26 protein-coding genes are annotated in these 24,488 nt (G+C 35.4%); 14 read left to right on the top strand and 12 right to left on the bottom strand.

Going from position 1 to position 24,488, the window contains the following annotated elements; all coding sequences use genetic code 11:
* Positions 1–9: 9 nt before the first annotated feature.
* The 4 genes from GFU89_RS12320 to GFU89_RS12305 all read right to left on the bottom strand — a co-directional run bounded on the left by GFU89_RS12320 (position 10) and on the right by GFU89_RS12305 (position 3,508).
* Positions 10–372, bottom strand: a complete 363-nt coding sequence (locus GFU89_RS12320) for a hypothetical protein (protein WP_318847405.1) — start codon at positions 370–372, stop codon at positions 10–12.
* A 19-nt stretch (positions 373–391) separates the two neighbouring features.
* Entirely contained in the window at positions 392–1,030 is a 639-nt protein-coding gene (locus GFU89_RS12315) for a hypothetical protein (protein WP_318847404.1), read from the bottom strand.
* A 78-nt stretch (positions 1,031–1,108) separates the two neighbouring features.
* Complete coding sequence (locus GFU89_RS12310; protein ID WP_002982671.1) at positions 1,109–1,795, bottom strand: response regulator transcription factor; 687 nt, start codon at positions 1,793–1,795, stop codon at positions 1,109–1,111.
* 168 nt (positions 1,796–1,963) lie between these two features.
* On the bottom strand, positions 1,964–3,508 hold the full coding sequence (locus GFU89_RS12305; protein ID WP_318847403.1) for a HAMP domain-containing sensor histidine kinase: 1,545 nt from the start codon (positions 3,506–3,508) through the stop codon (positions 1,964–1,966).
* 201 nt (positions 3,509–3,709) lie between these two features.
* On the opposite strand from GFU89_RS12305, the gene GFU89_RS12300 reads away from it, so the two are divergent.
* Positions 3,710–4,204 (top strand): SRPBCC family protein, encoded by a 495-nt coding sequence (locus GFU89_RS12300; RefSeq protein ID WP_318847402.1) that lies wholly within the window; start codon positions 3,710–3,712, stop codon positions 4,202–4,204.
* Positions 4,205–4,300: 96 nt separating this feature from the next.
* Here the strand turns inward: GFU89_RS12300 and GFU89_RS12295 are convergent, their stop codons facing one another.
* The 5 genes from GFU89_RS12295 to GFU89_RS12275 all read right to left on the bottom strand — a co-directional run bounded on the left by GFU89_RS12295 (position 4,301) and on the right by GFU89_RS12275 (position 8,530).
* Entirely contained in the window at positions 4,301–4,639 is a 339-nt protein-coding gene (locus GFU89_RS12295; RefSeq protein ID WP_318847401.1) for a hypothetical protein, read from the bottom strand.
* Between the two features lie 36 nt (positions 4,640–4,675).
* The gene (locus tag GFU89_RS12290) at positions 4,676–4,852 is read right to left on the bottom strand and encodes a hypothetical protein (protein ID WP_318847400.1); all 177 of its coding nucleotides are present in this window, start codon (positions 4,850–4,852) and stop codon (positions 4,676–4,678) included.
* Positions 4,853–4,891: 39 nt separating this feature from the next.
* Positions 4,892–6,934, bottom strand: coding sequence for a S9 family peptidase (locus tag GFU89_RS12285; protein WP_318847399.1), 2,043 nt, complete (start codon positions 6,932–6,934; stop codon positions 4,892–4,894).
* Positions 6,935–7,108: 174 nt separating this feature from the next.
* A complete protein-coding gene (locus tag GFU89_RS12280) occupies positions 7,109–7,849 on the bottom strand; it encodes a uroporphyrinogen-III synthase (protein ID WP_318847801.1) in 741 nt (246 codons plus the stop codon).
* 12 nt (positions 7,850–7,861) lie between these two features.
* The gene (locus GFU89_RS12275; protein ID WP_318847398.1) at positions 7,862–8,530 is read right to left on the bottom strand and encodes a DUF4271 domain-containing protein; all 669 of its coding nucleotides are present in this window, start codon (positions 8,528–8,530) and stop codon (positions 7,862–7,864) included.
* Between the two features lie 242 nt (positions 8,531–8,772).
* Here GFU89_RS12275 and GFU89_RS12270 point away from each other — a divergent pair, with 242 nt between their 5' ends.
* The 4 genes from GFU89_RS12270 (at position 8,773) to GFU89_RS12255 (ending at position 12,261) form a co-directional block, all read left to right on the top strand.
* Positions 8,773–9,489 carry a polyprenol monophosphomannose synthase gene (locus GFU89_RS12270; RefSeq protein ID WP_318847397.1) on the top strand — a complete coding sequence of 239 codons (717 nt, stop codon included), beginning with the start codon at positions 8,773–8,775 and terminating at the stop codon, positions 9,487–9,489.
* Positions 9,490–9,575: 86 nt separating this feature from the next.
* The gene (locus GFU89_RS12265; RefSeq protein ID WP_318847396.1) at positions 9,576–9,944 is read left to right on the top strand and encodes a DUF4296 domain-containing protein; all 369 of its coding nucleotides are present in this window, start codon (positions 9,576–9,578) and stop codon (positions 9,942–9,944) included.
* Between the two features lie 67 nt (positions 9,945–10,011).
* Positions 10,012–11,142 carry a tRNA guanosine(34) transglycosylase Tgt gene (gene tgt, locus GFU89_RS12260; protein WP_318847395.1) on the top strand — a complete coding sequence of 377 codons (1,131 nt, stop codon included), beginning with the start codon at positions 10,012–10,014 and terminating at the stop codon, positions 11,140–11,142.
* 6 nt (positions 11,143–11,148) lie between these two features.
* On the top strand, positions 11,149–12,261 hold the full coding sequence (locus GFU89_RS12255) for an LptF/LptG family permease (RefSeq protein ID WP_318847394.1): 1,113 nt from the start codon (positions 11,149–11,151) through the stop codon (positions 12,259–12,261).
* Here GFU89_RS12255 and GFU89_RS12250 read toward each other — a convergent pair.
* The gene (locus tag GFU89_RS12250) at positions 12,255–12,968 is read right to left on the bottom strand and encodes a biotin--[acetyl-CoA-carboxylase] ligase (RefSeq protein WP_318847393.1); all 714 of its coding nucleotides are present in this window, start codon (positions 12,966–12,968) and stop codon (positions 12,255–12,257) included. The two genes, GFU89_RS12255 and GFU89_RS12250, sit on opposite strands and share 7 nt — an antisense overlap.
* 87 nt (positions 12,969–13,055) lie before the next feature.
* On the opposite strand from GFU89_RS12250, the gene rsfS reads away from it, so the two are divergent.
* From rsfS to GFU89_RS12205, 9 genes are all read left to right on the top strand, one after another.
* Entirely contained in the window at positions 13,056–13,421 is a 366-nt protein-coding gene (gene rsfS / locus GFU89_RS12245) for a ribosome silencing factor (RefSeq protein WP_318847392.1), read from the top strand.
* Positions 13,422–13,441: 20 nt separating this feature from the next.
* On the top strand, positions 13,442–15,463 hold the full coding sequence (gene ftsH, locus GFU89_RS12240; RefSeq protein ID WP_318847391.1) for an ATP-dependent zinc metalloprotease FtsH: 2,022 nt from the start codon (positions 13,442–13,444) through the stop codon (positions 15,461–15,463).
* 136 nt (positions 15,464–15,599) lie between these two features.
* Positions 15,600–16,181, top strand: coding sequence for an LUD domain-containing protein (locus GFU89_RS12235; protein ID WP_318847390.1), 582 nt, complete (start codon positions 15,600–15,602; stop codon positions 16,179–16,181).
* Positions 16,182–16,205: 24 nt separating this feature from the next.
* Positions 16,206–17,078, top strand: a complete 873-nt coding sequence (locus GFU89_RS12230) for a phosphatidate cytidylyltransferase (RefSeq protein WP_318847389.1) — start codon at positions 16,206–16,208, stop codon at positions 17,076–17,078.
* A 4-nt stretch (positions 17,079–17,082) separates the two neighbouring features.
* Positions 17,083–17,739 (top strand): phosphatidylserine decarboxylase family protein, encoded by a 657-nt coding sequence (locus GFU89_RS12225; protein ID WP_318847388.1) that lies wholly within the window; start codon positions 17,083–17,085, stop codon positions 17,737–17,739.
* A gap of 428 nt (positions 17,740–18,167) precedes the next feature.
* Positions 18,168–19,160, top strand: coding sequence for a Two component regulator three Y domain-containing protein (locus GFU89_RS12220; RefSeq protein WP_318847387.1), 993 nt, complete (start codon positions 18,168–18,170; stop codon positions 19,158–19,160).
* Positions 19,161–19,257: 97 nt separating this feature from the next.
* Positions 19,258–19,671 carry a transposase gene (locus GFU89_RS12215; protein WP_318847386.1) on the top strand — a complete coding sequence of 138 codons (414 nt, stop codon included), beginning with the start codon at positions 19,258–19,260 and terminating at the stop codon, positions 19,669–19,671.
* A gap of 1 nt (position 19,672) precedes the next feature.
* Positions 19,673–19,993: a helix-turn-helix domain-containing protein gene (locus GFU89_RS12210; RefSeq protein WP_318847385.1), complete on the top strand. Its 321-nt coding sequence runs from the start codon at positions 19,673–19,675 to the stop codon at positions 19,991–19,993.
* Positions 19,994–20,290: 297 nt separating this feature from the next.
* Positions 20,291–22,093, top strand: coding sequence for a hypothetical protein (locus GFU89_RS12205; RefSeq protein ID WP_318847384.1), 1,803 nt, complete (start codon positions 20,291–20,293; stop codon positions 22,091–22,093).
* Between the two features lie 49 nt (positions 22,094–22,142).
* Here GFU89_RS12205 and GFU89_RS12200 read toward each other — a convergent pair whose 3' ends face one another.
* A complete protein-coding gene (locus GFU89_RS12200; protein WP_318847383.1) occupies positions 22,143–22,490 on the bottom strand; it encodes a DUF1801 domain-containing protein in 348 nt (115 codons plus the stop codon).
* A gap of 17 nt (positions 22,491–22,507) precedes the next feature.
* Entirely contained in the window at positions 22,508–24,346 is a 1,839-nt protein-coding gene (locus GFU89_RS12195; RefSeq protein ID WP_318847382.1) for an ABC transporter ATP-binding protein, read from the bottom strand.
* Positions 24,347–24,488 lie beyond the last annotated feature (142 nt).

Here is a 24,488-nt window from a genome sequence, read left to right as displayed (position 1 = left end):
GTGTTTTAATTAACCTATCTTAGGCGGCTGCCAGATTTCCTTTAAACGGTCTGAAAGATAAGGATCTGAATATCGGAACTGAGCATTCTTATTTGCTTTGTAATAAGAGAGTTCCAAACGTAGATTTTTTGAGAAAGGAGTTTCAATAAAAGTGTAGCAGGCAACACATGATGAGCAGCAGTCATCATTACATGATTTTGTTTTATCATGCTTGCTGTCTTTTTTTGAAGAATGGTTTTTACAGCAGTCACTTTTTTTCGAAGATTCTGCTTTACAGCATGTTTCCTGCATTGCCTGCGCATAGAAATTGTCCTTGGGAATTAAAAAAACTCCCAGGCAAAGTACAATTGCAAGTAGATGAAACAGCTTCATATCTGCAAAAATAAGAAATTTATGGCAAAGGATCACCAACTTTTAGAGAACAGCTGTGCCAAGGTTCTCCATGTGCCGGGTTTAACTTAGGTTTTTCTCCCATTGCCAGATTCTGTGCCGCAGGTGCTGGAGCAGGGGTAGTCTGTACTACATTTTGAGCTGGTTGAGGAGCTGGTGCAGGTTTGCTGTTTAATGGCTGCCCTACAGGAATGTCACATCGGTGTCCTGGCTGTCCGTGTGGAGGATTCATCCCCGGAGCAGTTTTTGCCTGCTTCCCGTTATTATCAAGAGTGATTTTTCCCGGTGATACTGCATTAGGATCAATCTGAACAATATTATTTCCGTTTGTATTTATATTTTGTGTGGCAGGAGCTGCGGCTGCAGGCTTACTGTTCAGAGGTTGTCCTACCGGAATGTCACATCGGTGGCCAGGTTGTCCGTGTGGAGGATTCATCCCTGGGGCAGTTGCCATTGGAGCAGGAGTAGAGGCAGATTGAATGCCAGCCTGATCCATGAGTGTTGTTTTTGAGGTTGTATTAAGGGCTACGCTGGGTTGTCCGGCATTGGCTTCTTCTTTTAAATAAGTGGCTTTTTCATCCTTTTTACAAGATGCAGCTAATAGTGATACGGCGATCAAACCTATAAATGTATTCTTCATATCCATGGGTATGAAACAAAATTAGCAAAACATTTTCAATTGTTTTGCTAATTTTATATTTATAATAAGATTTTTGGATTAATTTTTTACCAAAAGTCTAAATCCTTCTCCGTGAACGTTGATGATTTCCAATCCTTCGTCGTCTTTTAATAACTTACGAAGCTTTGCGATATACACGTCCATACTTCTTGCTGTAAAGTAATTTTCTTTTTTCCAGATCTTTCTCAATGCAAGATCTCTAGGCATGAAATCGTTTCTGTGAATACAAAGAAGCTTTAATAATTCATTTTCTTTAGGAGAAAGTTTATATTCTTTATCACCTACTTTCAGTTGTCTCAGCATAGAGTCAAAGAAAATATTGCTGATTTTAAACTGCTCCTGTTCTTCATTTTCCAGTGTAGAACTTCTCTGTAAAATAGCCTTTATTTTGTATAAAAGAAGCTCAGTATCGAAAGGTTTTGTGATATAATCATCAGCTCCCAACTGGTATCCTTTCAAAATATCTTCTCTCATATTTCTTGCTGTAAGGAATATGATCGGTGTATTTTTATCAATCTTTTTTACATCTTCAGCCAATGAAAACCCATCTTTTTTAGGCATCATTACGTCAAATATGCAGATGTCGAATTCATTTTCTGTAAATTCTTTAAGTCCCTGCTCCCCATCAGTGGCTAGCGTTACTTCAAAATTATTGATCGTCAAATAATCTTTAAGCACCGCCCCGAAACTCTGATCGTCCTCTACTAATAATATTCTGTTGCTCATAACTTTTTAATAATTAATAATTAACAATTAAGAATGAACTTCCTCACTCTATCTTCTATATTTTGATATTTGGTTTAAACTTTATAATTGATGAATGATAAATGATGGTTGATTTTGAAATCGTCCTTTGATCATTTATGGCTTATCATCGATCATTGATATTCTTTTCTAGCCCATTGGCAGTTTTATCGTGAACGTACTTCCATTTCCTTTATGAGAGTCTACGATAATCAGCCCTTTGTGCAGTTCTACAATTTTTTTCACATAGGAAAGGCCTAATCCCTGTCCTTTTACGTTGTGAATATTTCCGGTTTCTTCCCTGAAGAATTTTTCGAAAATTTTGGTTTTATTCTGAGTATCCATTCCCATTCCTTTATCGGAAATTTCAATAATATACCAGTGTCCTTCATTTCTTGTTTCCACATGTATTTCCGGTGCTTCAGGAGAATATTTATTCGCATTATCCAGTAAATTGACCAGCATATTCGAGATGTGGAATTCGTCTATTTTAAAATTATAATGAGTGGCATTAAATTTCTGGGTAAGAGATCCGTTTCTTTGCTGTACAATCAGATTGAAAGATTCTGTAGTTCTTTTGATCAGTTCCCTTACGTTGGTTTCTCTTAAAAACAGTTCTACTTCATTTCTTTCAAGTTTAGACATATTAAGCACGTTTTCTACCTGCTTTTTCATCCTTAAGTTCTCCTGCTTGATCAGTTCTGAGTAATATTTTACCTTATCCGGATTGGTGGCAATTTTATCATTCGCCAAAGAATCCGTTGCTACAGAAATGGTTGCCAATGGTGTTTTGAACTCATGAGACATATTGTTGATGAAGTCTGTTTTTACTTCAGCAAGCTTTTTCTGTCTCATCATATAATTGATGGAAATAATATAAATTCCAAGAATGGTAAGAAGAGAAAGAAATGTTCCTAAAAGCATTGGCCAGTTGTTCATCGCCAGTGAGTATTCTTTTTTAGGGAAAACCAATGCGAGGCTGTACAATGTGTTTTTTTTGTCTGCAAAAAGAGGAAAGCTGTAGATATTACTGTCTTTTTTCTCCTTATAAGCTTTATTTACAATGCTTGTAAGCTTGTTGTTGCGGTCTAGAACTCCATATCCGAACTTGGCGGATATCCCTCTGATTTTAAGTTCTTTAGCGATTACGGAATCAAGTGTTTTCGGATCCACTCTTTTGGTGATAGGAAGATTGTTTCCATATACTTTCACAAATTCTTTCATGGAGTAATCTCCAGTCTCAATCTCCTGATTGATATCTGTGGTAAGAAGTTCACGGTTAGTGGTATCTCTTTTTATTTTATAAGCTGCTTCGTCTGTATATAAGGTTGTCAGTTTGATAGAATCTCCTTTTTGAGAAATGGGCAGCTGAGTTTTTTCAATAATATTTTTAGAGTAAATAATCTGTCTCTGAGTACCGGAGTCTTCTACCTGTTGAATAGTAGTTAAAGACGGCTGTTTGCTGTTGGCAAGAATATTTTTTCTGAAATCTTTATAATCCTCGTTCAGGTATTTATCGGCTTCAATCTCTTCAATACTTTTTGAAGTACTTTCCAAAACTGCATATACTTTATTTGAAAAATCCTGTTCCAGTACGCCGTAATAGCCTTTCAACCAATAAAATTGGAGCGTCACAAAGACAATCAGTGAGATCGTCATAAACACTGAAATTATTGGGATGAATTTGTTATTCATTATTTAATTATATATGTTTTGGAAAAATGAATGTTAAAATTAATTGTTTTAAGACTACATAAACAAAAAACGAGCCAAATAATTGTTTTTTTTTTCTTAAAAGACTGTTTTTTAACAATTATTTATGAATTATCTTTTACTTGTCATATGAAAAGTCCCTTTCAATAAATAAAGTGCTAACTTTATTAAAAATAAAAATATATGGAATCTAATATCATTTTCAACAAAGATTTTGATGCGGCAAGTACATATGTCATGAAGATTTACAAGGCTGATGTTTCAAAAGTATGGGATCACTTTACTCAATCTGAATTATTGGATCAGTGGTGGGGGCCCAAACCCTGGAAATGCGAAACAGTAAGCCAGGACTTCAGAGAAGGAGGAATCTGGATGTATGCGATGGTAGGGCCAAACGGTGAAAGAGGTCCTATGTATGCTCAGTCTCAATATGGCGAAATTACGGAGCACAGAAGCCTGGACTGGATGAGTGCTTTTTGTGATGAAAAAGGAAATATCAATGAAGATTTTCCCAGGTCAAAATGGCTGATCGGCTTTACGGGAGTAGAAGAGGGAACCAAAGTCACGATCAATATTCATTACCATTCCGAGGAAATTATGAAGAAGATCATGGATATGGGATTTGAAGAAGGATTTACAATGGGACTGACCCAATTGGAAGAATTGATCAGCTCATAAAAATTGAGCATCGGAAAAATCTGAAGTGAAAAATGATGTTGCGGATACATTTTATAATAAAAAAACAGGATGCCTGAATAGACATCCTGTTTTTTATTAAATCAATTCTTCTTCCTGAAAGTATTGAATAATAGCCTTTTTCATAAGCAAAGTTTGCTCGTTGGGCTTTAATTCAGGAAGTCCTTCCAGTTTATCAAACTGTGGCCATCCATCTTCATAGTGTGTGAATTTATAATATCCAAACGGCTCAAGCAGTCTGCAGACTGCAATGTGAATCAGGTTTACTTTGTCTTCTTTAGTGTATTTTTGCTGGCCGCTTCCCAGCTCCTGCAACCCAATCAAAAATAAAAGGGTTTCAATGGGCGGGTTCTTTTCAGTCTGGAAATTGTCTTCAAAGAACTGTTCTATTTTTTTCCAATATTCGGACTCGTTCATATGATTATAACTGCCATTTTATCATGACAGTGTCTTTTATAAATTGTTACTTTCTTTATTTTTAATATCTTCTTCTCTTGCTTTTTTCAGCAGATCCTGTATTTTTTCTTCTTGTTTGGCTTTAAAGTCTTCTCTCTTTTCTATTCTGGTAATTTTCTGTTTTTGGATCAGGTAATAGATGATAGCGATTGAAATAAAAACTAATAATAACATATACGCTGTATTTGAAAATTAGTGAAGAAAAGAATAAAATTATTTTTTATCAATCTTTAATAAAAAGGCATATTCTAATGCGTCTTCTTTTAGAGATTCAAACCTTCCGCTTGCTCCTCCATGTCCGGAGCTCATGTCAGTTTTAAAGACTAAAATATTATCGTCTGTTTTTAATTCTCTAAGTTTTGCCGTCCATTTTGCAGGTTCCCAATACTGCACCTGTGAATCATGGAATCCTGTAGTGATCAGCATATGTGGATAATCTTTAGCTTCTACATTGTCATAAGGAGAATAGTCTTTCATATAATGGTAGTATTCTTCATCATTAGGATTTCCCCACTCATCATACTCTCCGGTAGTCAAAGGGATCGTATCATCCAGCATTGTGGAAACTACATCTACGAAAGGGACCTGCGCTACAATTCCATTGAATAACTGAGGTTCATAATTGACCACAGCACCTACCAACAGACCTCCAGCACTTCCACCCATCGCGTACATATGTCTAGATGACGTATAATTTTCTTTGATTAAATACTTTCCAGCATCAATAAAATCAAAGAATGTATTTTTCTTGAAAAGCATTTTTCCGTCTTCATACCATTCTCTTCCCAGGTATTCTCCACCACGGATGTGAGCGATAGCATAAATAAAGCCTCTGTCCAGAATAGATAATCTTACATTTGAAAAGCTGGCATCAACGGTATGTCCATAACTTCCATATCCATACAAAAGAAGTGGAGTATCAGCTGATTTTTTGGTGTCTTTATGATATACTAAAGAAATGGGCACTTTTGTCTCTCCATCTCTGGAGTCTGCCCAGATTCTTTCTGAAATATAATTTTCATGAAAATATTTCCCACCCAATACTTCCTGTTGTTTCAGGAGCTTAGTGGTTTTGTCTTTCATGTTATATTCGTAAGTGGAACTCGGCTGTGTAAGAGACGTGTAGCCATAACGAAGAATCTCAGTGTCAAATTCAAGGTTGATTCCAATATAAGCTGTATATGTTGGATCAGAGAAAGGTAAATAATAAGATTCTTGCGTCTTCTCATCAATAATTTTGATCTGAAGCAATCCTCTTTCTCTTTCCTCAAGAACCAAATAATCTTTGAAAATTTCAAAGCCCTCCAACAAAACTTCAGCACGGTGAGGGATAACATCTACCCAATTTTCCATACCGCAGTTGTCAATCTTCGCTTTTACAATTTTAAAATTGATCGCATCGTCAGCATTGGTAATGATGTAAAATTCATCTTCATAATGCTCTACAGAATATTCAAGGTCATCTATTCTTGGCTGAATTATTTTCCATTCTGCAAATACATTGTCAGAAGGAATAAAGCGGTGTTCATCAGAAATAGTACTTGAGCTCGCAATGAAAATATATTGTAAGGATTTTGTTTTAAATACATTGACATCAAAAGTTTCATCCTGTTCGTGGAAAATCAGAATATCTTCAGAAGAATCTGTTCCCAGCTTATGTCTATATACCTGGAATGCACGCAGGCTTTTATCTTTTCTGATATAGAAGACATGCTGGTTATCATTTGCCCAAACTGCTTTTCCTGTTGTATTAGGAATAGTGTCCGGTAGAATTTCTCCGGTTTTTAAATTTTTAAAATTTAGCGTATAGATTCTTCTTCCTACATCATCTGAAGAAAAAGAAGCTAATTCATTACTAGGGCTTACCGCTAGACTTCCTACTTCAAAAAATTCTTTGCCTTCCGCCAGAATATTAACGTCAAGGACGATTTCCTCTTCATTGTCAAGACTTTTGTACTTTCTGCAGAAAATAGGATATTCCTTACCTTCTTCATAGCGTACAATATACCAGTATTCATTAAAGATATAAGGTAGAGATTCATCGTCCTTCTTATAACGCGCTTTCATCTCTTCAAAAAGTTCTTCCTGAAGAGCTTCTGTATCTTTCATGATGAATTCTTCGTAGGCATTTTCTTCCTCAATATATTGGGTGACTTCAGGGTTTTCCCTTTCATTCAGCCAAAAGTAATTATCGATCCTTCTATCGCCGTGGGTTTCTAATATTTTTTCTATTTTTTTTGCCTGTGGAGCTTTCATCCGGATATTTTGATTTTTTATTGAGCAGAGCTCGTCTTTATACTTTTCTTCTGAAAGTAAGCAACTTTTTATGCAGACGTCTCATTCAATGTTAATTTTCGTTCAAATTTAGGTAAAAAAAAACCATCTTTCCTTTATTGAAAAGATGGTTGATGGTATTTTTATAATTAAAGACTATTTATGAAGTGCTTTAATATACTTTTCAAGGGCCATTGTCATGGAAGGAGTTTCCTTCGTAGGTGCCATTAAATCTACTTTTAATCCAGCTTCTTCTGCAGCAGCCAAAGTCGTGTTTCCGAAAACACCAATCTTGGTTTCATCCTGCTTGAAGTCAGGGAAATTTTGTTGTAGTGATTTTATTCCTTGTGGGCTGAAGAAGATCAACATGTCATAATCTTTGACAGTGATATCAGTAAGGTCACTGCATACAGTACGGTACATGATCGCTCTTGTCCAGTCTACATTAGACGCATCCATGGTTTTTACAGTATCCGAACTTAGAACATCTGAAGATGGCAACAGATATTTTTCAGTTGGGAATTTTTTGAAAAGAGGAAGCAGATCTGAGAAATTTTTCTCCCCAAAGCTGATTTTTCTTTTTCTGTATACAATATGTTTTTGAAGATAGTTGGCAATTGCTTCCGACTGGCAGATATATCTCATTGTATCCGGAACGGCAAAACGAAGTTCTTCCGCAAGTCTGAAGTAATGGTCAATCGCGTTTTTACTGGTAAATATAATACCGGTATACTGCGTCAGATCTATCTTCTGTGTTCTGAGCTCTTTATTGTCAACCCCTTCGACGTGGATAAATGGACGGAAATCAATCTTTATTTTTTCCTTCTTCGCTATATCCAAATATGGAGAAGATTCACTAGGCGCTGGTTGAGAAACCAATATAGACTTTATTCTCATCATTGACATTTATTAAAAAAATAACAACTTCCAAAGCAATAATAATGGTGCGATTTGGAGGGTGCAAATATACAAAAATTTATAATACCATTTTTCAGGAAGAATCTTGTTCTTGTGAAATAAGTAGAAAAAGACTTTGAAAATGAATACAAAAGAAAAGAAAGACAGGTAATACAAAAACATTTTATTTCTGTCTATAGGGAAGTAATAGTGGGTTACACACAGAATTATTAGCAAAAATGTAAGAATGAAATAAAATTTTGTGGAGGTAAAATAAAAAATAGTCCATTTTTTTCCGTCTCCTATACTTTGATAAAATAAAAACCCGAATGTTGATTTTATTAAATAAAAAAACAATACAGCCAGCAAAGTATACCCGAATTTATTAAGCTGATATCCAAAAAGCTGAAGATCGGCAATAAATTTTGGTACAATAGGAATGTATTGCGAAATCAAAACAGATAAGGTGAGGGTAGTCACACATGAGGTAATGATCCAGCTGGGAAGGTTGTTACTGGCATCAAAATACTTTTGAAGCAGAAAATCTTTGAGACTGGCATCTCTTTCTATGACGTTCATCATAAAAACATATAAAAATATACAGCCCACGAGGATAAAGATTACCCAGTCATTGTTCTCAGGTATTCTTACATGATTGATGAAGTGTTGTGATGATGGCAAAATTTAAGTTTTTATTATTTATTATTTAACTTCCTATAGCACAATCCGGCACAGATTTTCCTATCACCTGATTTAGCTATCCGTAGTTAAAATATTTGCTCTCATCGATTTTACGTGTTGTTCAGATCTTTTAAATAAAAGTTTCTGTTTCATCCGCCCAATCCCTGAGAAATATTTTTGCAAAATTATAGATTATTTTGTATAAAATAAAAAGGTTAAATAAACTATCTTTGCAAACTGAAATGAAAAAACTCGTCATTATCCCCACATACAACGAAAAGGAAAATATTGAAAATATTATTTCCGCGGTTTTTGCATTGGAGGATGACTTTCATATCTTAGTAGTGGATGATACTTCTCCGGATGGAACAGCAGAGGTTGTAAAAGAATTGCAGAAGAAACATCCCCATTATTTACATCTGTCAATAAGACACATAAAAGACGGGTTGGGAAAGGCATATATTCATGGTTTTAAATGGGCTATCGAAAATAAATACGATTATATTTTTGAAATGGATGCCGATTTTTCCCATAATCCTAACGACCTGCCGAAACTTTTTGAAGCATGTATGAATGCAGATATGGCCATCGGGTCCCGTTACTCGAAAGGAGTAAATGTGGTCAACTGGCCTATGGGAAGAGTATTGCTTTCTTACTTTGCATCAAAATACGTAAGGTTCGTATTAGGTCTTCCGATTCATGATACTACCGCAGGATTTGTCTGTTTTTCAAAAAAAGTATTGGAAGAAATAGGGTTGGATAATGTGAGACTGAAAGGTTACGGTTTTCAGATAGAAATGAAATTCAGAGCATTTAAAAAAGGCTTTAGAATTGTAGAAGTTCCTATTATATTTACCAATAGAATTTTAGGAGAAAGCAAAATGAACGGCGGAATTATTCATGAAGCCGTTTTTGGAGTGTTAAACTTAAAGTGGAAATCAATCATCAATAGACTGTGAAACAATGTATAAGCAATTCTTCTCACATAGAGGAATATGTATATGCAGAGTTCTATCAGACCATTAAAAAATATAAAAATAAACTGATGAAAAAGCTAATCTTTATTTTCGTTTTGCTGGGCATGTTTTCGTGCAGCGATTATATTGATAAGCCCAAAAATCTGATCGATAAAGATGTGATGGCAGAAATCATTGCAGATCTTGCGATCAACGATCAGGCTATCTATGTGTATCCTGATAAAAATATGGAAGCCGGTACAAGGGCTGTCCTGAAATCACATAAAGTAAAATCTGATGACTTTGTAGAAAGCTTCAAATACTATGTGATCAAAGAACAAATGGATGGGATTACCAATGATGCACAGGAAATACTGGTGAAAAAAGATCCCAAAGCAGATAAATATATAAAGGATAAACTGAAACAAAATGGAGCTGTAATACCTTTGGTAAGGTAAAAACATCACCAGAGTTTCTAACCTATAAGAAATCACTGATAATAAGGTGAATTAAAAAAGTAGAGAGATGAAATTTTTTAATATTGAAAAAACCTCTGAAGGAAAAGCAAGAGCAGGGGAAATTACCACAGATCACGGGAAGATTCAAACTCCTATATTTATGCCTGTGGGAACTGTTGCAAGTGTAAAAACAGTTCATCAGAGAGAATTAAAAGAAGACATTAAAGCTCAGATTATTCTGGGAAATACTTACCACCTTTACCTTCGTCCGGGAATGGAGACGATGCAGGATGCAGGTGGGTTACATAAATTCATGAACTGGGATCTTCCTATTCTTACCGATTCAGGAGGTTTTCAGGTGTTTTCACTGGCGAGTAACAGAAAAATGACAGAAGAAGGAGCGAGATTCAAATCTCATATCGACGGAAGCTATCATATGTTCTCTCCGGAAAGATCAATGGAAATTCAAAGACAGATCGGAGCCGATATTTTCATGGCTTTTGATGAATGTACTCCTTACCCTTGTGAATATAACCAGGCAAAATCATCTATGGAGCTTACACACCGTTGGCTGAAAAGATGTATTGAATGGACTAATGATAATCCTGAATTATATGGGTACAAGCAAAGACTTTTCCCAATTGTTCAGGGATCTACCTATTCTGACCTTAGAAAAATTTCTGCTGAAGTAATTTCTGAATCGGGAGCAGAAGGAAATGCCATCGGTGGACTTTCTGTTGGAGAGCCTGAAGAGGAAATGTACAGAATCACAGATGAAGTGACAGATATTCTTCCAAAAGAAAAACCAAGATACCTGATGGGAGTAGGAACTCCATGGAATATCCTGGAATCTATCGGACTGGGAATTGACATGATGGATTGCGTAATGCCAACAAGAAATGCAAGAAATGCAATGCTTTTCACATGGCAGGGGGTGATGAATCTTAAAAATGAAAAATGGAAGCGCGACTTTTCGCCTTTGGATGAATTTGGAACCAGTTTTGTAGATCGTGAATATTCAAAAGCGTATCTTCGCCACCTGTTTGTATCTAAAGAATATCTGGCAAAACAGATTGCTTCGATTCATAATCTTGCATTCTATCTTGATTTAGTAAAAGTAGCCAGAGAACATATTATTGCAGGTGATTTCTACCAATGGAAAAACTCTGTAGTACCGGTTCTTAGACAAAGACTGTAAGAGATTATGCTTAAAATTGTAGACAAATATATCATTAAAAAATACCTGGGAACCTTCAGTTTCATGTTGGTATTATTGTCTATAGTCGTACTTGTAATTGATGTTCAGCAAAAGATTCCAAGGATAGAAAATGCCAAAGCCATTGATCCAAAGTTGGATCTGATGTACTTCCTTGTACATTTTTATCCCTTCTGGATTATTAATCTTGTAGTGACCTTTCTTTCCATTCTGGTATTTATTTCGGTGATTTATTTTACCTCCAGAATGGCAAATAACACTGAAATTGTAGCCATTATCAGTAGTGGAGCAAGTTTTCACAGATTTTCAAAACCCTATCTGTATACATCCATTTTTATTGGTCTGATTGCCCTTGTGGTGTATCATATGGTGCTGCCATGGGCTAATATCAAGAAAAATGAATTGGAAGCTTATACCTATAATGCAGCCAATAAAGAAAAGATTTTAGGAACAGCTCCAGCCTCTTCACAGCTGAGCAAAACAGAATATATCTTTGTTGATTCCTGGAATAAAAGAGAAAAAAGAGGGTCAAGTTTTGTCTATCAGAAATATGATAAAGACAGAAAAATGATCTACGAGCTAAAAGCTAGTGAAGTCTATTGGGATAAAGCTAAAAAGCAGTTTGTTTTAAATAATTATTTAGAAAAAACAATCAATAAAGACAATACCGAAAAGCTGAGTAACGGGATAGAATTAAGGAAAAACTACGGGCATTCACCGGAAGAACTTTTCCCTAATGAGCTTTTGGGGCAAAATAAAACCACTCCAGAACTTTTAAAATTTATTGAAAGAGAAAAGGCAAGAGGAAACAGTAATCTGAACTCTTATCTGAATGAGCTTCATCAAAGAACATCAATGCCTGCTTCTATCATTATTCTGACATTTCTGGCGCTTTCCCTGTCTTCACAAAAGAAAAGAGGAGGGTTGGGAGTTAACCTTGCCATAGGGATCTCATTAGCCTTTGTTTTCGTGTTCTCATTTGAAGCCTTGAAAGTGGTTTCGGAAAATAAAAGTTTGTCTCCCGCTGTAGCTATGTGGCTGCCTAATATGGTGTTTCTGCCGCTTACCCTATATCTTTATATCAAAAGAGCCAATCAGTAAAGCAATTTTACTTCCTTGTGATAAAAGGAATGCATTCCGTCTTCCAGTTCGATCCAAAGTTCTCCCTTCTCGTCTGCATTTCGGATAATGCCATTTTGTCGCTCTTTTTCAATTTCAAAGACAGAGATCTGATCCCTTCTGAAAAGGTTTGTATTGAATCTATCCAGAATTTCCTGATCAGAAGGAATGTTTTTCAGTTTTTCAGACAAGTATTCATGAAGATCTAATGAGACTTTTTCAAGGTCAAATACAAGGCCTGTTTGCGTTAGAAGTGATCCCGCATTAGATATTTCATCAAATTTGTCCTGAAGAATATTGATTCCTGCTCCTATGATGAAATAATTATTTTGATTAATTTTTTTCTTTTCTATTAAAATCCCAACGATTTTTTTACCTTTAAGGATAATGTCATTCGGCCATTTGATTTTCACCTCAGATTCAGACAATTTGGCAAGGAAATCCCGGATAACCATTGCGGTATAATAATTGAGTATAAAGTCAGAGCACAGGATGTTCTGAGTATTTACTGCCAGCGTATAAGCCAGGTTTTTTCCGGCAGTTTGAGTCCAGACATTTCCATACTGACCACGCCCTTTAGTTTGATTAAAAGTATGCAGTCCAATAAAATCTGAATTTTTATAAAGTAAAAACTTTGATATTTCGTCATTAGTAGAAGAACATTCTTTCAGATAGAAGAGTTGGCTCATTTAAGAAAACTTTAAGACATTAAGAGGGTAAAAGTAAGGTTAAAGTAAAGAAAAAACAATAAATTTGCAGATTATAGTATTTTTTTAATGAATAAAACAGCAGAAAAACAGGCGTTAATAGATAAAATCGTTGAAGCTATCCAGGATGTAAAGGGAGAAGATGTTATGATCTTCGATCTTTCCAACATCGAAAACTCCGTAGCAGAAACGTTCGTGATATGTAGTGGAAACTCAAATACACAGGTTGCTGCATTAGCAGGAAGTGTTGAGAAGAAAGTAAGAAACGAACTGCAAGACAGACCTTGGCACGTAGAAGGTACTGAAAATGCAATGTGGGTATTGGTAGATTACGTTACAGTGGTAGTTCATATATTCCAAAAAGAAGTACGTGAGTACTACGATATAGAAGAGCTTTGGGGTGACGCAGTCATTACCAAAATTGAAAATGAATAATAAAAATTTAAAAAGTCTAAATGAATAATAAAGGATTCAACTGGTTCTTTCCAATTGCAATCATAGCACTTTTGCTTTTCTTTGGCTCCAATTTCCTTGGAGGTGATAGCGCAAAATCTATTGATGAAGATGGTTTCTTTAGAGAAATGCAGGCGGGAAAAGTCCAGAATATAATTATATACAAAGACATAGAGAAAGCTGATGTTTTCCTAACAAAAGAAGCAAAATCGGCAATGGTTTCCAAAGCCGGAAAAGAAAATAACCCTCTTTCTGCCTTCGAAATGGCTCCTAAAGCAGATTTTTCTGTAAAATATGGAGACCTTCAACTTTTCCTTCAGAAATTTGAGCAGGTGAAAGCCAGCAATCCGGTTATTAAAACATCGAAAGATTACGGAACAGGCAAAAGCGCATTAATGGATATTTTAGTTCCTGCGCTGGTTTGGATTTCTATTCTGGGATTATTCTACTTCCTTCTTTTCAGAAAGATGGGCGGAGGCGGAGGTCCTGGCGGACAAATCTTCTCTATTGGTAAATCTAAAGCGAAGCTTTTTGACGAAAAAGAAAGAATTCAGGTGACATTTAAAGATGTTGCAGGATTGGAAGGAGCTAAAGAAGAAGTTCAGGAAGTTGTGGATTTCTTGAAAAACTCTGAAAAATATACAAAACTGGGAGGTAAAATTCCTAAAGGTGTCCTTTTAGTAGGCCCTCCGGGAACTGGTAAAACGTTACTGGCAAAAGCCGTTGCAGGTGAAGCTAAAGTTCCGTTCTTCTCACTTTCAGGTTCTGATTTTGTTGAAATGTTTGTTGGGGTAGGAGCTTCCAGAGTAAGAGACCTTTTTGCTCAGGCTAAAGCAAAATCTCCGGCGATCATCTTTATTGACGAGATTGATGCTATTGGACGTGCAAGAGGAAAAAATAACTTCTCTGGCGGAAATGATGAAAGAGAAAATACATTGAACCAGCTTCTTACCGAAATGGACGGTTTCGGAACAGATGTCAATGTTATTGTAATGGCGGCTACCAACAGAGCGGATATTCTTGATAAAGCATTAATGAGAGCAGGTCGTTTTGACCGTTCTATCTATGTAGATCTTCCGGAACTTCACGAAAGAAGACAGATCTTTGATGTTCACTTGAAAAAGATCAAGCTTGATGATAATGTAGACAGAGATTTCTTAGCAAAACAAACTCCTGGATTCAGTGGGGCAGATATTGCTAATGTTTGTAATGAAGCAGCATTAATCGCAGCAAGATATAACCATACTTCCGTTACAAAACAGGACTTCCTGGATGCTGTAGACAGAATTATCGGTGGACTTGAAAAGAAAAATATGGCCATCAAGCCATCTGAAAAAAGAAGAGTTGCTTATCATGAAGCAGGTCACGCTACAATCTCTTGGTTGGTAGAACATGCATCACCACTTTTAAAAGTAACGATTGTTCCAAGAGGACGTTCTTTAGGGGCAGCATGGTATCTTCCGGAAGAAAGACAGCTTACCACTACTGAGCAGATGCTGGACGAAATGTGTGCAACATTGGGAGGTAGAGCAGCAGAACAGGTGATCTTCAACAATATCTCTACTGGAGCACTTTCTGATCTTGAAACGGTAACGAAAAGAGCTCAGGCCATGGTAACAATCTACGGTTTGAGTCCAAACATTGGTAATATTTCTTACTATGACAGCTCAGGACAGTCTGAATATTCTTTTGGGAAACCTTATTCTGAAGAAACAGCTACTAAAATTGATGCAGAGATCAAATTGATTATCGAAGATCAGTATGAAAGAGCGGTAAGGATTCTTGAAGAAAATAAAGATAAACTGGATGCTCTGGCTAATAAATTATTAGAAAAAGAAGTGATCTTCCGTGAAGACTTAGAAGATATATTCGGAAAAAGAGCATGGGATCCTGAATTGACAGAGAAACCCGTTACCAATACTATTCCTGAAAAAGATCAGCCGATAGTAGTGGAAACACCTCAGATCAAAGAAAAAGAAGAAGAAAGCGAAATACAGGCTCCAGAAAGCCCAACACAGCTTTAAGACTCTTAAAAAATAAACCTTACAAAAACCTGACAACCTCAAAATTGTCAGGTTTTTTCATATTTAAAGAGATATTTTGGACTCTATTGTAATTTATTTTCTATTTTTGTATAAAGTTGACTAAAAATAGATTAAGTTGAATTTATTCAAGAGGATTGTAAGCAAACTTACCAACCAGCCTGACGAAGAGGACAAACAGAGCCTGGAGAAGCTTGGGGATTCGCTGAAAAATGCGGATCTTGACTATAAGTTTGCGCAATTATTTACGCATTCGGGGGGATTTTTTAATTATTGTGCAGATGAAGCGGAAGCTCTACAAACTTTAAATCAAATTATCAAAATAGAAGGTACCCACAACCTTTTCTGTTGGGACAAAGAACTTCAGAACTTTTTAAACGTTGTGAGGACTTCTTACACGTCAGAACTGCAGCAGTCTAATGATGCCGCATTCATCACTTGTGAATACCTGATTGCCTATGACGGCAGAATCATGCTTTCACACAATAATATTCTTCATTATCATTCTTCAAGACTTCCCGATAAAATTATCATCATTGCCAATGTTTCTCAGATTGTAAACAACCTGAATGATGCCATGGGAAAAATAAAAAGAAACGGAAATATCAAGAACCTTACTTCCATCAGTGGAAGCCAGTCAAAAATGGACAGTTCTTCCAATTCCAATACAAAACTGTTTTTATTGCTGCTTGAAGATTAAGCAACCACTTCTAAATTTTAAATTTTGGACAAAAATCTCATTCAAAGAACCTTATCAGGTATAGTCTATGTAGCCATCATTATTCTTTGTTCTACTCCGTTGGGAGCTCAGTTGCTTAACAGCATTGTTCCTGGTCTTGTAAAGCAACAGTATCTTTATTACGGATTAATGAGTCTGCTGCTGATTGTGGGTACCTGGGAATGTGTCAAAATCATGAAATTTGGAAACGGATATGAAAAGTGGGTGGTATATCCATTGGTCATTTTTATATTCTATATTTTTTCCAAAAGATATTTTAATCACGACTTCTTTTTTGATTTCAGACTCAGTGAAATACTGGCGCTGGCGTTGATTGGGATTGCTGTGGTTACTTTATTCAAATATCCTAACGAATTATACTTCGACAGCGGAAAACTTATTTTTACCGTTATTTACGTAGCGCTCCCATTCAGTTTTGCACTGGGACTGCCAAAGTTTTCCAGCTTTAATGATACTTTCTCACTGGAGGTTCTCTTCCTGTTTATCCTGATCTGGAGTAGTGATACTTTTGCTTATCTGGTAGGAAAGTTCTTTGGTAAGCATAAAATGGCACCTAAAATCTCACCTAAAAAAACATGGGAAGGATATGCAGGTGGCGTAGTGCTAACATTGGTTTTATCCTACTTTATTGAACATTATCAGCTTGAATTGAGAGGGAACTGGATGATCGTAGGATTTTTGATTGCTGCCTTTGCTCCGCTAGGGGATTTGGTAGAAAGTCAATTGAAAAGAAATTTCGGTGTGAAAGACAGTGGAAACATCATTCCGGGACACGGAGGAGTTTTAGATAGACTGGATAGTTTTATTATCTGCGTTCCTGTCGTATATTTGTACTTTATTTTAGAAAAATTTATTTAGTCTCATGAAATTACATAGAGAATCAAAAGGAACAATTACCGTTGCAACCCTGCTTTTTATCATTCTGGGTGTTTTAGCAATTTATTTCCTTAAAATGTGGTCCCTGCTGATCATTATGCCTTTGTTGGTTATTTACAGTTTAGTTTTCTGGTTTTTCAGAGTTCCGGATCGTAATATCCTTGAGCACAAAGAAAACGTGATAGCTCCGGTGGACGGAAAAGTGGTAATGATCAAAGAAGTGGATGAAGATGAATTTATAAAAGGAAAAGCCATCCAGGTTTCTATTTTTATGTCTCCACTGAATGTTCACATCTGTAGATATCCGGTTTCGGGTGAAGTGATTTACAAAAAATACCATCCAGGAAAATATCTGGTTGCATGGCATGAAAAGTCTTCTACAGAAAATGAGAGAACCACTTTAGCGGTACAAACTTTAACCAATCATAAAGTAGTTTTCAGACAGATTGCCGGATATGTGGCAAGAAGGATTGTTTTCTACTGTAATGAAGGTGATAAAGCAAAAGCCGGGCATGAGTTTGGATTTATTAAATTCGGGTCCAGAATGGATGTATTCCTGCCTTTGGACACTGAGATTATCTGTAAGATCGGAGATATTACAAAAGGAGGTTTGGATGTTATTGCCAAACTGAAAGAAAATTAAAAAATTTTATAGTTTTAAATAAAAAAGAGAGCCATAAAGGCTCTCTTTTTTATTTGGAGAATAAGAAGGATGTTCTGCTCATTTGAGTTTAACTACGCGTGAGTAATATTGCGTATCAGGGAAAGATGTATTTTTTATTTGTATTAATAATTTTGTTTGCTGAAAAAACACATGCTATTTATACTTTTAAATGAGATAAAACAAATCGATATTAATTTTTATAAAAATGCTTTTTTATTTGATGATTTAATGTCAGATTTTAGTAAATTGTAATTGAAAAACACGAATCATATCCTTTTATTACTAAAAATTACAGACCTATATTTTGTTTTGTGAGTTTTTATTTAAAAGCTATTAATATTGGAAAATTTATGCTATAAGTAGTACAAATGCCAACTTGAGCTTGTGAAAACATAAAAAACAACACGATGATTTATAAGTTTTTCTTTAAGATGATCAATGACGAAGCAGAGAAAATGGATGATGATTTTGACAGTAACTATCTCAATCTCATTAACCGTTATTTGCTTTTATTGTTTCTTATATTCCTGTTTTATTCCATTTTTATTATTGTTTTTTTTGGGGATATGTTGATCTCAACATTTCTTACAGTAATTACTTTTTTTTGGCTGTTATTAATGGCACTGAAAGGAAAGATGAATCGGTTCAGGAAGGTCTTGAAAAATTCTATTCTCTTTGTATTTGTCTTGCTGACTTTTATAGTAAGTTTTTTTAATATTTATACGTATAAAAATGCGGGAGTAGAGTATTTCTATTTCTGTCTTTTATTTGCAGTCCCGTTCTTTTTGAACTATAAAAAGGAGGCTTTTTCTATCTTTCTCATTACTTTTATGATCAGCATTAATTTTATTGTATGTCTGTATTTTGATTTTGATTTCCTGCCGAAGAGCAGATTTATAGAAGCAGGGGATTTTAAAACAATAAAGTTGCTGAATATTTTATTTTCCGTTACCTCTTTCCTAATGGATATTGTTTTTATTACTCAAAAAGACGCGCTGATTCATGGTTTAATTTCTGATAAAAAAGAGAAAGATTCTACCATTAAAGATCTGGTAAAAACCAATACGGAGCTGATGAAACACCAGATGCTTATCAACCATCTTTCAGAAGAAAATATTGAAGAGATTTTAAATCTGGCAGGTAATAATTCACCGATGTTTTTTGAAAAATTCCAAGTGTTTTTTCCTCATTTTATTCCGGGTATTTTAAAAATAAATCCTAATCTTATTCATTCAGAGCTGTACTTTTGTGCATTGATGAAGCTTGATTTTGATACCAAAAAAATTGCACAGTGCACCAATAACAGTATTCGGGCGGTAGAAAGTAAAAAATACAGAATCCGGAAAAAACTGAATATATCCTCTGAGATCAATATCAACAGCTTTCTGATTAAAATTTAAACAAAATTCCGATTTTTGTTACTTATACGTAGTGTTGAGTATCGTTTGATGGTATTTTTTGTTTTTCTTGTCAATATTTTTACTTAAAAATATTGTGATGAATATTAAGAACATTCATATTGGAAGCCTGTTAAGATCCAAAGTAGAGGAACATCAGATTTCAATAGAAAGAATCTCCCGATTTTTAGACAGGACAGAAGATGATGTAGAAATGATGTATCAGGCAAAAAGTATGGATACGGATATACTGATGAAATGGTGTAAGCTATTAAAGTTTGATTTTTTTAGATTTTATACCGGTCACCTTATTTTGTATGCTCCGCAGTCAAGAATTGATAATGAATTCAGAGAAAAGGGAAGTACCATAATTTTCAGGAAAAGTATTTATACCCAGGAGGTAAAGAATTTCATACTTGAAAAAATAGAAATGGGAGCAATGACAGCCAATGAAGTTGTTGAAAGATATAATATTCCCAAAACAACTTTATACAAATGGATGAAAAAATTATAATATGATACCTGACTATAAGCAGATCTATACTGATATTCTTAAGGAAAAATTTCCGGAAAAACTAATAGATATAAGCATCAAGAATAAGTTGGAAAGATTGCATTCAGCAATTGATGTTCTGAAGTTTAATCAATTGATTTTTGGTGAACCGGAATATGCAGTTGGGTTCAAGAGTCAAAGACTCCGTTCTTATGATGAAGAATCTATTTTGGAAATTCTCAGATATCAGAAAAAAAACGGACTTAGCAATTTTCAGCTTGGCTGTCATTTTAAAATAAGCAGAAATACAATTGCCAAATGGAAAACTGTTTTTAAAATATGAAATGACATTGTACTTCATTGGGTTTAATTAAATTATTTTTTTTGATAAATAAATAATAATGGTTTTTGTGTTTGATTGGTTGTAGTTTTTTGAATTTATTATTGAATTAAATGAAATAACTCAACTTTCTATCTGTATTTCCATGTAATCCTAATTTGCTGTGGTTTTGTGAGTTTTACTACGCGTGAGTAGTATTGCGTAGTGAGAATTAATTTGTAATTGTCTGAGGGTGATAATTTTGTGACGGTTAAATGACTTAGTCGAAAATTTTAATCATTAAACAATTATAACTTTAAAATGATGGAAACAAAATTTACAATTCCCCCAATCAAAGTCTTGCTGATAGCACTGCTCTTTGCCTTTGGAAAATTTTATTCACAAGCCAATAATGGTGCGGTAGGAATTAACACTACTACACCGAATGATAATTCTGTTTTGGATGTCATCTCAGGAAATAATAACAAAGGAGTGCTGATTCCAAGGCTTACAGAAGCACAGCGAAATGCTATTGTAATTAATCAGTCCAAAGATGACGGACTGACAATTTATAATACCACAGAAGATTGTTTTAATTACTGGAGTCTTGCAGATAACGAATGGAAAAGTGTCTGCGGACAAATGGGAAAAGCTGTTTTTACGGTAGATTGTTCCTCTACCAAGGCGATGGGGAGCTATGTAAAAGGAAAAGAGCTTACCAATTCAAATTATCTGAGCATTGCAGTCAATGTCACGAAAGTGGGTAACTACACTATTTCCGGAACTACTCCAAACGGGTATAACTTTTACGGAACAGGAGTATTTCTGAATACAGGAACACAAACGATACAGATTCCCGGGCAGGGAACTCCTCAGAATATCCAGACAGATGATGTATCACTTGAAGCCAATGGAACTGCTGTTACGTGTACTCCGGCGATCTCTATTACAGTATTAAGTCCTGCAGGAACATATACCATGAGTTGCGGAAGTGCAACGGTAAATGGCGTGTACAAAGTAGGCACAGCTCTTACAGCTTCCAATACGATTACATTGCCTGTAAATGTTTCAACATTGGGAAGCTACACCATTACATCCAATACGGTTGACGGGATATCTTTCAGTGGGTCAGGAACATTTACTGCTACAGGAAATCAAAATATAACATTAGGCGGAACAGGAACACCATCTTCTACATCAGTGAAAACAATTACTATTACTTCAGACAGTCAGGGAGGAGTATCTACAACCTGTTCAGTAAATGTAGTGGTTGTAATTCCGAAGAAGACAGTGCTTCATATCGGATTAGAAACAGCTTATGGCTATAGTGCTTACACCGGCCCTTCACGAAGTCTGATGGATGCCCCTACGAACTTTGGAACAACTGCTTCAAGTATTGTTAAATATGAAGGTTTTACCCATATATCTTTAGGAAACTCACCTTCATCTGCGGCTCTTCAGACAGCTCTTAATAACAAACCTGATATTGTTGTCATTGGGTACAACTATACCCCTAATGCTACCGATGCAGGTTATATTGCTTCTTATCTTAATAAAAAAGGAGTTGTAATTGCCATGACAGATGATACAGGCACAGCGCAGAATTTATTCAGAGGAATATTCTCTGATCCTACAATTTCAGCTTCTTATGGAGGTGGTGCAGGTTCTGTGTATGCTCTTACCAATTCTAATGATCCTATCCTTAACGGACCTTTTGGAGATGTAAGAGGTAAAAACTGGGGTGAAGATGCCTCTACAACCGTAAATATTTCCGGATTGACAAGTGGATTTGTTCCTTACAGCTATGCACAGCCTATCAACAGTACAACGGCGAGAACAGGAATTTCAGGATTAAGAAACACCAGTTTGAATTTTATCTGGTTTGGTGACGGTGGTTTTTTAAGTAATGAAAATGCGAATGGAAATCAATATGCAAGTAATACCATTGAACCTTTTGTAGCACCGAGTTCGGGAGGATATTTTCCGGTTCAAAAATCTTCTTATGGATATGCTGGAAACGGATATGCAACAGGATCAATGCAGGTTCAGAATTCGATTCTTTTTGCCAATATGATTGCCTGGGCTATCAAACAAGCAGAATTCAGCGGAATAAACACACAATGATAAAGTTTTTTAAAGAGGGCTCCGGTACGATGATTCGTGCCGGAGTTTTTTATTTTATATACTTTTTAATCTCTTCTGTAAGGCTTAATATGAATTCTACGGGAAGATCTTCTTTAGGATCAATTAAGAGGATTTTAAACTTCTTTCTGCCATCCATAATCAGCTCCGGGTAATCCAGTTTATCACCATGGTAAAAGCTGATATAATGTTTCCTGTATTTTTTGCTGTAATAGAAATAACACAGCATTTTCTTTTTGTACTTGATAAACGGAAGCCCGAAACTGAATGTTTCTGTAATATGTTCCGGATCTGAAGCTAAAATAGCATTGCGTAAAAATAAAAGAGTACTTCTTTCAGGCTCTTCAATTCTGTAGAAATACTCTTGTATGGGGTTCATTTTATGATATTAAAATGTTAGTCAAAGTTTTGAAGTTCAACAAGCTTGTTATACATTCCTTTTTTAGCAATCAGGTCATGATGTGTTCCTTGTTCTACAATATCACCTTTTTCCATCACTACAATCCAGTCTGCTTTCTGAATGGTTGAAAGACGGTGGGCGATTACCAGAGAAGTTCTGTTTTCCATCATTTTCTCCAGTGCATCCTGTACAAATCTTTCAGATTCTGTATCCAGAGCAGAAGTTGCTTCATCCAGAATCATAATTGGAGGGTTTTTCAGTACTGCCCTTGCAATGGAAACTCTTTGCTTTTGGCCTCCGGAAAGCTTACCGCCATCATCTCCGATATTGGAATCATATCCTTCAGGAAGTCTTGTGATAAATGCATCTGCATTAGCAATTTTTGCGGCAGCAATCACTTCTTCTCTTGTAGCATCAGGTTTACCCATCAGGATATTATTGTAAACGGAATCGTTGAATAATACAGATTCCTGTGTTACCATACCCAAAAGCTTACGGTATTCATTTAATTTTAAATGTTTAATATTGGTGCCGTCAATCATGATTTCTCCTTCAGAAACGTCATAGAATCTGGCTAAAAGATTGGCAATCGTTGTTTTACCACTTCCACTTTGCCCAACAAGAGCAACTGTTTTTCCTTTTGGAATAGAAAGTGAGAAGTTTTTAAGAATCGTATGATCTTTATCGTAGTAAAAGCCAATATTATTAAACTCGATTGAATTATTTAATGTTGAGATAGAAACAGGATTTGCTATTTCATCAATTTTTACATCAGCATCCAGAATGGCTAACACTCTTTCAAGAGAAGCTTCTCCCTTCTGTACATTGGAAATAGACTGAGACAAACTTTTCACAGGAGGTAAAATCTGGAAGAAAATTCCAAGGAAAACCAAGAAATCCGCTGGTGAAATACTTTGTTCTACAATGATTTGTTTTCCACCATACCAGGCAATGATTAAGAACGTAACTGAACCCAAAAATTCGCTCATTGGAGATGCCAGTTCCTTTTTTCTTCCTAATCTTATGGAACTGTTGATCCATTTCTGCATTGACTGCATAAAACGGTTATCCATTATTTTCTCTGCACTGAAAATCTTAATCACCTTTGTAGACTTCAATGTTTCATCTACAATGGAGAAAATAGTTCCCATCTCATTCTGAGCTTCGTGAGAGTCTTTTTTCAGGCTTTTTCCTATTAAAGCAATCATTGTTCCCATTACCGGCAATACCAGAAGTGAGAAAAGAGTCATCTCTGTACTTAAAAAGAAAAGAGTCACCAATGTGCTTATCAGCATAAAAGGTGCATTAATCAATTCCACTAAACTTCCCAGAATATTACCTTCTACTTCACCCACGTCATTGGACATACGGGACATCAAATCTCCCTTTCTGCTTTCTGTAAAAAAGGAAACAGGTAAAGCAAGAATCTTTCTGTACATTGCTCCACGAAGGTCTTTAGTAACACCTACACGATAATTGATCAATAAAAACGAACCTAAATATCTGAAAAGGTTTCTCAGTAAAAACATAAAAGCCGTTATCACGCAAAGCCACGCCAAAACGTTAAGGGCTCCATGCTCAGTTACTAAACTCTGAACATAATAATTGGCATATTCTTTTGCATAAGAGAAAAAATCTAAAATCTCACCCGAATAAACAGGTGGTTTGCTGTATTTTTTGGCCTCAATGGTTCCGAAAAGCATTCCCAAAACCGGCAGAATAGTTCCTAAGGAAGCAATCTGAAATACAGAATACATAAGGTTGAAAAACAAACTTCCGTAGATGTATTTTTGGTGAGGTCTTGCGAACTTCAGTATTTTAATATATTGGTTCATTCAATGAAAAAATTGGATAGCAAAATTACGTAAAATTAAAAGATAAGACGTTCTTAATCCTGTTTTACTTTAATGGATAAGTTTCAAAAAAGTTCTTTTTGTTACAACTTAGGGGTATTTTGAATTATTTTTAAAATAAATA

This window comes from Chryseobacterium sp. JV558, assembly GCF_033712365.1.
Classification (GTDB): Bacteria; Bacteroidota; Bacteroidia; order Flavobacteriales; family Weeksellaceae; genus Chryseobacterium.
The sequence above is the reverse complement of the archived record's forward strand: the minus strand, read 5'-3'. Positions and strand labels throughout refer to the sequence as shown.

What these genes read in the sequence shown, in the direction of transcription:
- GFU89_RS12320 (WP_318847405.1), bottom strand. Translation starts at nt 372, where the DNA reads ATGAAGCTGTTTCATCTACTTGCAATTGTACTTTGCCTGGGAGTTTTT.
- GFU89_RS12315 (WP_318847404.1), bottom strand. Translation starts at nt 1,030, where the DNA reads ATGAAGAATACATTTATAGGTTTGATCGCCGTATCACTATTAGCTGCA.
- GFU89_RS12310 (WP_002982671.1), bottom strand. Translation starts at nt 1,795, where the DNA reads ATGAGCAACAGAATATTATTAGTAGAGGACGATCAGAGTTTCGGGGCG.
- GFU89_RS12305 (WP_318847403.1), bottom strand. Translation starts at nt 3,508, where the DNA reads ATGAATAACAAATTCATCCCAATAATTTCAGTGTTTATGACGATCTCA.
- GFU89_RS12300 (WP_318847402.1), top strand. Translation starts at nt 3,710, where the DNA reads ATGGAATCTAATATCATTTTCAACAAAGATTTTGATGCGGCAAGTACA.
- GFU89_RS12295 (WP_318847401.1), bottom strand. Translation starts at nt 4,639, where the DNA reads ATGAACGAGTCCGAATATTGGAAAAAAATAGAACAGTTCTTTGAAGAC.
- GFU89_RS12290 (WP_318847400.1), bottom strand. Translation starts at nt 4,852, where the DNA reads ATGTTATTATTAGTTTTTATTTCAATCGCTATCATCTATTACCTGATC.
- GFU89_RS12285 (WP_318847399.1), bottom strand. Translation starts at nt 6,934, where the DNA reads ATGAAAGCTCCACAGGCAAAAAAAATAGAAAAAATATTAGAAACCCAC.
- GFU89_RS12280 (WP_318847801.1), bottom strand. Translation starts at nt 7,849, where the DNA reads ATGAGAATAAAGTCTATATTGGTTTCTCAACCAGCGCCTAGTGAATCT.
- GFU89_RS12270 (WP_318847397.1), top strand. Translation starts at nt 8,773, where the DNA reads ATGAAAAAACTCGTCATTATCCCCACATACAACGAAAAGGAAAATATT.
- GFU89_RS12265 (WP_318847396.1), top strand. Translation starts at nt 9,576, where the DNA reads ATGAAAAAGCTAATCTTTATTTTCGTTTTGCTGGGCATGTTTTCGTGC.
- tgt (WP_318847395.1), top strand. Translation starts at nt 10,012, where the DNA reads ATGAAATTTTTTAATATTGAAAAAACCTCTGAAGGAAAAGCAAGAGCA.
- GFU89_RS12255 (WP_318847394.1), top strand. Translation starts at nt 11,149, where the DNA reads ATGCTTAAAATTGTAGACAAATATATCATTAAAAAATACCTGGGAACC.
- GFU89_RS12250 (WP_318847393.1), bottom strand. Translation starts at nt 12,968, where the DNA reads ATGAGCCAACTCTTCTATCTGAAAGAATGTTCTTCTACTAATGACGAA.
- rsfS (WP_318847392.1), top strand. Translation starts at nt 13,056, where the DNA reads ATGAATAAAACAGCAGAAAAACAGGCGTTAATAGATAAAATCGTTGAA.
- ftsH (WP_318847391.1), top strand. Translation starts at nt 13,442, where the DNA reads ATGAATAATAAAGGATTCAACTGGTTCTTTCCAATTGCAATCATAGCA.
- GFU89_RS12225 (WP_318847388.1), top strand. Translation starts at nt 17,083, where the DNA reads ATGAAATTACATAGAGAATCAAAAGGAACAATTACCGTTGCAACCCTG.
- GFU89_RS12220 (WP_318847387.1), top strand. Translation starts at nt 18,168, where the DNA reads ATGATTTATAAGTTTTTCTTTAAGATGATCAATGACGAAGCAGAGAAA.
- GFU89_RS12215 (WP_318847386.1), top strand. Translation starts at nt 19,258, where the DNA reads ATGAATATTAAGAACATTCATATTGGAAGCCTGTTAAGATCCAAAGTA.
- GFU89_RS12210 (WP_318847385.1), top strand. Translation starts at nt 19,673, where the DNA reads ATGATACCTGACTATAAGCAGATCTATACTGATATTCTTAAGGAAAAA.
- GFU89_RS12205 (WP_318847384.1), top strand. Translation starts at nt 20,291, where the DNA reads ATGATGGAAACAAAATTTACAATTCCCCCAATCAAAGTCTTGCTGATA.
- GFU89_RS12200 (WP_318847383.1), bottom strand. Translation starts at nt 22,490, where the DNA reads ATGAACCCCATACAAGAGTATTTCTACAGAATTGAAGAGCCTGAAAGA.
- GFU89_RS12195 (WP_318847382.1), bottom strand. Translation starts at nt 24,346, where the DNA reads ATGAACCAATATATTAAAATACTGAAGTTCGCAAGACCTCACCAAAAA.